This window comes from Streptomyces colwelliae, from assembly GCF_048158785.1.
Taxonomy (GTDB): domain Bacteria; phylum Actinomycetota; class Actinomycetes; order Streptomycetales; family Streptomycetaceae; genus Streptomyces.
The window spans coordinates 1-6443 of record NZ_JBLTJC010000497.1 but is presented as its reverse complement, the minus strand read 5'-3'; the positions used below and the strand labels follow the sequence as shown (position 1 = coordinate 6443).

General features: G+C 72.7%; 3 protein-coding genes. 2 read left to right on the top strand and 1 reads right to left on the bottom strand.

Annotated elements, in window-relative coordinates; translation table 11 throughout:
• A partial coding sequence (locus ACNFOC_RS48860; RefSeq protein ID WP_416965449.1) for an AAA family ATPase occupies positions 1-850 on the top strand: 850 nt, incomplete at its 5' end.
• On the top strand, positions 847-2127 hold the full coding sequence (locus tag ACNFOC_RS48855) for a S8 family serine peptidase (protein ID WP_416965448.1): 1281 nt from the start codon (positions 847-849) through the stop codon (positions 2125-2127). The genes ACNFOC_RS48860 and ACNFOC_RS48855, both read left to right, overlap by 4 nt.
• Positions 2128-2249: 122 nt before the next feature.
• On the opposite strand, the gene eccCa is transcribed toward ACNFOC_RS48855, so the two are convergent.
• On the bottom strand, positions 2250-6185 hold the full coding sequence (gene eccCa, locus ACNFOC_RS48850; RefSeq protein ID WP_416965450.1) for a type VII secretion protein EccCa: 3936 nt from the start codon (positions 6183-6185) through the stop codon (positions 2250-2252).
• Positions 6186-6443 lie beyond the last annotated feature (258 nt).

Here is a 6443-nt window from a genome sequence, read left to right as displayed (position 1 = left end):
CGACCCCGGCGACGACGCGCTGAGCAGGCTGGACGCGCTCGTCGGACTCCACGCGGTCAAGCGGGACGTCACCGACCTCGTCAACCTGGTGTCGACGGCCAAGCAGCGCGAGGCCGCCGGACTCCCGGTGCCCCGGCTCAGCCACCACCTCGTCTTCACCGGCCCGCCCGGCACCGGCAAGACCACCGTGGCCCGCCTCTACGGCGAACTCCTCGCCTCCCTGGGCGTGTTGCCGCGCGGCCAGCTCGTCGAGGTGTCCCGCGCCGACCTCGTCGGCCGATACGTGGGCCACACCGCGCAGTTGACCCGCGAGGTCTTCGAACGGGCCCTGGGCGGTGTGCTGTTCGTCGACGAGGCGTACACCCTCACCCCGCGTGAGGCGTCCGGCTCCGACTTCGGCCGGGAGGCCGTGGACACCCTGCTGAAGCTGATGGAGGACCACCGCGACAAGGTGGTCGTCATCGTCGCCGGGTACACCCAGGAGATGGAGATGTTCCTGGCCTCCAACCCGGGCCTGTCCTCCCGGTTCTCGCGCCGTGTCGAGTTCGCCGACTACTCCTCCGACGAGCTGGTCACCATCGTCCGCGAGCACGCCGTACAGCTCGGGTACGAGTGCGCGGCCGGGCTCGGGCCGGTGCTGCGGCAGTACTTCGACGGGCTGCCCCGCGACCGGTCGTTCGGCAACGCGCGCACCGCCCGCCAGATCCTGGAGCGGATGATGACCCGGCAGGCGGGCCGGCTCAGCAGACTGGCCGTCCCCAGCCTCGACGACCTGCGGCTGCTCCTCCCGGAGGACCTCGCGGACTCGCCGGCCGCCTCTCCCACCTCCAGCGGGGCGGCCCGGGCATGACGACGACACACGGCAAGGTCCGCGCCGCCGGTCTGGCGCTGCTGCTGACGGCCGCCGCGAGCGCCGGCGGCGCCGGATCCGCGGCGGCGGCCGACGGAAGCACGGTCCAACTCCCCGTGCTGTCCGCACGGTTGGACGCCGACGCGACCTGTACGGCGGGCTCGGGCCAGCGCGCCACCGACGTGCCCTGGGAGCAGGTCTCCCTCCAGCTCAGCCGGACCTGGCCGTTCGCGGCGGGCACCGGCGTGACCGTCGGCGTGGTCGACACCGGGGTCTCCTCCTCGGCCCCCGCGCTGAAGGGGCGGGTGACGGCGGTCGGTGACGCCGGGACCGACTGCGTGGGACACGGCACCTTCGTGGCGGGGCTGATCGGCGCCGCCGTGCAGGACGGTGTGCGGTTCGCGGGTGTGGCGCAGCAGGCGCGGATCCTCGCGGTGCGGGGCAGTGACGCGCGCGGGGCGGTCACCGCGGATCGGGTCGCCGACGGCATCCGGGCCGCCGTGGACGGCGGTGCCAAGGTGGTGACGGTGTCGGCTGCGCTCGCCGGCGACAGCGCCACGCTGCGCTCGGCGGTCGCGCTGGCCGCGAAGAAGGATGTCCTGGTGATCGCGGCGGCCGTACCGGACACACCGGCGACGGCGACCTCGGCGACGGACAGTCCGCCCGCGCGCGACTACTACCCGGCCGCCGACGACGGCGTGCTCTCCGTCCTCGACGTGGACGTCGACGGCAAGCGGCCGACCGGCGCGTACACGACCTCCAGTGCGGCAATCGCCGCGCCCGGGGACGGAGTTGTCGGCATCGGCCCGAAGAAGACCGGCCACTACATCGGCTCGGGCGCCTCGCTGGCCGCCGGGTTCGTGGCGGGGGCGGCGGCGCTGGTCCGCTCCGTCCACCCGGAGCTGACGGCCGCGCAGACCGCGACCCTCCTCCGTACCTCCGCCTACCCGGCCGACGTACCCCGCCTCGACCCGTACGCGGCGGTCACCTCGGTCCTGACCGGCACCGCCGCCGCACCCGCCCAACGGGGCTCGGACACCCCGGTCCACCTCCCGGAGGACAAGGCGGCAGGCCCCCTCCGCCGCGCCCTGTGGCCCGCCTCGGCGGGCCTCGCCGTGATCATCGCGGTGGTCTGGCTGGGCCTGATCCTCCCCCGGGGCCGCCGCCTGGGCTGGAGCCCGTCGCGCCCGGACACGGCGGCCGGGCCGGAGGGCACGGAGGGCGAGGAGAGTTCGGTTCCGGTGGGCGCGGGTGTCCAGGGGACCGCGGAGAACTGACGGCCGGATCGGTCCTCGCGGACACCACGCACAAGGTGAAGTGGACACCACGCACAAGGTGAAACGGCACGGCCCCGGGTGACGAACAGTCGCCCGGGGCCGTGCCGTTCAGCGTCGGCTCCTCACTCCTCCGGCTCCGCCGCCAGTGCCGTCTGGATGAGGGACGGCTTGCGGCGGACGATGTGGAGGGCGCGGCCCGGGGGGAGGACGCGGGGCTTGACGTTGCCGAAGACGTAGCCCTCGGACGGGGAGCAGGACATCAGGATGCCCGGGGTGTTGACCTCGTCGAGGCGGCGCAGGAGCTGGTCGTTCAGGCCACGCCCGGCGCCCGTGGCGGAGCGGGCGACGATCACGTGGAGGCCCAACTCGTGGCCCAGCGCGAGGTGTTCGAAGAGCGGGGCGAAGGGGTGGTCCATGACCGTGCCGCCGCCGACCATGTCGTAGTCGTCGACGAGGACGAACAGGCGCGGGCCCGTCCACCAGTCGGCCTGCCGCATGCGGGCCGGGGTGATCTCCTGGCCCGGCACGCGGGTGCGCAGGGCCTTCGCCGAGCCGCCCACCAGTTGTTTGAGGGCTTCCAGGGCCACCGCGTGGCCGAGGCGGTACTCCTCGGGGACGGCGTCGACCAGGCCGCGGCGGTAGTCGACGACCAGGATGCGGGCCTCGGCGGGGGAGTAGCGGGCGACCACGGAGTCCGCGACCAGCCGGAGGAGGTTGGTCTTGCCGCTCTCCGTGTCGCCGACGGCGACCAGGTGCGGGGTGCGGGAGAAGTCGTGCCAGACGGTGCCGAGGGTCTCCTCGTCCTGGCCGAGGGCCAGCTTGAGGCTGACGCCGTCGCCGAGTTCGGGCTCGGGGAGTTCGGCCGAGGGCAGCCGGTGCGGGAGCATCCGGACCTGGGGGGCGCGCGGCCCGTGCCAGGCCGAGGCGATGCGGTCCACCAGGTCCGCGACGCCCTCGCTGAGCGTCTCGTGGTCGGTGGACCCGTCACCGCGGGGCAGCGCGGACAGGAAGTGGAGTTTCGTCTCGACGGTCAGGCCGCGGCCCGGGATCTGCGGCACCGCGCTTGCCTTGCGGATGTCCACGACGGAGTCCATCGTGTCGCCGAGCCGCAGTTCGAGCCGGGTCGCGGACTGGTCGCGGACCGGGGCGGTGAGTTCCAGCCAGCGGGCGGTCGCGACGATCAGGTGGATGCCGTAGTTGAGGCCGCTGGTGGCGATCTGGTTGAACGTGGGGATGTACTGGTCGAAGTTCTGCCGGACCGCCGACCAGCCGTCGATCACCAGGAAGATGTCGCCGTGCGGTTCGTCGGGGAACTCCCCGGCCGCGCGGCGGCGCCGGTAGGTGGACATCGAGTCGATGCCGTTGTCCAGGAAGAACTGCTCGCGCTGGGTGAGGACGGCGGTGACCTCGGCGACCGTACGGCTGATCCGCTCGGTGTCGAGGCGGGCCGCGACCCCGCCGACGTGCGGCAGCCCGGTGAGCTGGGAGAGCGTGCCGCCGCCGAAGTCGAGGCAGTAGAACTGCACTTCGCGCGGGGTGTGGGTGAGCGCGAGCGCCATGATGAGGCTGCGCAGCACCGTCGACTTGCCGCTCTGCGAACCGCCCGCGACGGCGACATGGCCGCCGGCCCCGGCGAGGTCCACCACGAGCGGGTCACGGCGCTGGTCGAAGGGCTTGTCCACCAGGCCGACCGGGACCCGCAGTTTCCCGGCGCCGGCCCAGCGGGACGCGGTCAGACCGCGGTCCGGGTCCTCGCCGAGACCGCCGAGCAGGACGTCCAGCGGGGACGCGGTGTCCAGCGGCGGCAGCCACACCCGGTGCGCGGGCGGCCCGGAGTCGCGCAGCCGGTCCAGCGCCACCGCCAGCAGGCTCTCGGTGCTCTCCTCCGCCTCGGGCTCCGGCGCCGCGATCGCGGCCGGTGCCGGAGCGCGCGGCACGATGTACCCGGTCGACCAGGGCACCACCTGGGTGGCGACCCGGGCCTGCGCGACGGCACCGCCGCGCCTGCGGTAGGGGCCGGAGACATAGGCGGCGCGGAAGCGGGTGAGGGCCTCGATGCCGCTCTTGAGGTAGCCGCTGCCGGGCTGGGAGGGCAGTTCGTACGCGTCGGGGACACCGAGGACACCCCGCGACTCCATCGCGGAGAAGGTGCGCAGACCGATCCGGTACGACAGGTGCGACTCCAACTGGTGCATACGGCCCTCGTCCAGGCGCTGCGAGGCGAGCAGCAGATGCACGCCCAGGGACCGGCCGAGGCGGCCGATCATCACGAACAGCTCCATGAACTCCCGGTGCGAGGCGAGGAGTTCGCTGAACTCGTCGACGACGACGAACAGGCTGGGCAGCGGGGCGAGATCGGCGCCGCCGGCCCGCGCCTTCTCGTACTCCAGCGCGGACGTGTAGTTGCCGGCCGACCTCAACAGCTCCTGGCGGCGGATGAGTTCACCGTGCAGGGCGTCCTGCATGCGCTCCACCAGGGCGGCCTCGTCGGCGAGGTTGGTGATGACGGCGGAGGTGTGCGGGAGTTCGTCCAGACCGAGGAAGGTCGCGCCGCCCTTGAAGTCCACGAGGACGAAGTTGAGGGTCTCGGAGGAGTTGGTGAGCGCGAGACCGAGGACGAGGGTGCGCAGCAGCTCGGACTTGCCGGAACCGGTGGCGCCGATCAGCATGCCGTGCGGACCCATGCCGCCCTGCGCGGACTCCTTGATGTCCAGCTCCACGGGCCGGCCGTCCGCGCCGACGGCGACCGGGACGCGCAGCCGGCCGGAGCCGTTGTGCCGCCGCCAGATCGTGTCGGGGTCGAGCCGGTGCAGGTCGGCGATGCCGAGTAGCGTGGTCAACTCCGTGTCGTTCGACAGCGGTTCGACCGCGTCCGAGCTGAGAGTCATCCGGTACGGCGCGATCAGCCGGGCCAGCGCCTCGGCGGCGACAGGACCGACCCGGTCGGGGCGGCCCAGGACGGTGGACTGTTCCTTGCGGCTGCGGTCGGTGCGGACCAGGGCGACCGTGTCCGGGGCGACGTCGAGACGCAGGGTGGTGCGGCCGGGGCGCCAGGTCAGGCTGTCGGAGAGGTCGAGGACGACGGCGTTGCGGAAACCGGGACCGTCGAAGCGGTGCCCTGCCGGGATGCTCGCGCCGTCCACCACGACCACCACCAGCGGCTCGTCACGGCCGGGCACGGCGTCGGGGTCGAACGCGGGCCGCTCGGAGAACTCGCTGCCGAGCTGGTCCTCCAGATCGGTGAACGCGGAGGCCACCATGCGCAACGGACCGGCGCCGTCGGTCTCCTGGGGGTGCTGGTTGTGCGGCAGCCACTTCACCCACTCCCACTCGGCCCGCACCTCGTCACCGGCGCAGACCGCGATCCACAGCTCCTCCGGCGGGTGGAACAGGGCCAGTTGGGACAGCGCGCCCCGCAGCATGCCGCGCGCTGCGTCGTGGTCGCCGTGCACCAACACCCGTGACCAGGACCGCAGATACAGCGCGATGGGCTGGCCGGGAACGGTGCTGTAGGCGCGGATGAAACGGCGCAGGGCGTGCGCGCACAGCGGTTCCAGGTCCTCGACGGGCTTGCTGGAGACGGGAGTCAGCCGCATCGCGAGCTGCTGGTCGCCGACCGCTATCCGCACCTCGCCGAAGTCGTCGTCCTTGATCCGGCGCTCCCACAGCCGCGTCGTGCGGACCATGGTGCGCAGCACCCGGGGCTCGGGATGCCGCCAGGCGAGGGCGAGCTGCTGCTCGATCACGGCACGCTGCACCGTACGTCGGCTCTGCGCCAAGTAGCGCAGATAGTCCCGGCGTTCGCCGCGCAGCCGCTGCTTGCGGTCGCCGGCCTTGCGCATGACCTGGCCGACCATCATCGCGCCGGCGGCCATCACCATCATGCCCAGCGCGAGGTACATGAAGATGCCGCTGGACTGGCCGCCCGACCGCATGAACATCATCATCATCGAGACCGACATCATCGCCATCGGCAGATACGTCCACACCGCGGACGTGTCCGGGACGATCTCCATGAGGGTCGGCGGTTCCTGGAGGACCAACTCGCCGGCGGGCATGTCGGGTCCGCGACGGCGGGCCGGACGACGGAACAGGACCACGCTCAACGCTTGGGGCTCCTAACGGACTTCGCGCACCGCGGCGGTACGTGGGGGGCGTGCACCGGATCAGGCCTCGGCACGGGCACGGTGGAGGACGCTGTCAACACCGTTGGTGGGGGCTCCCGTTGACACGCGTCTCAGGGAGTGTCAGTAGTGTGCACCCCGTCAACTCCGTACGTCCATGTCACCCCCCGCTCCACCGGCACCCTGTTCCCC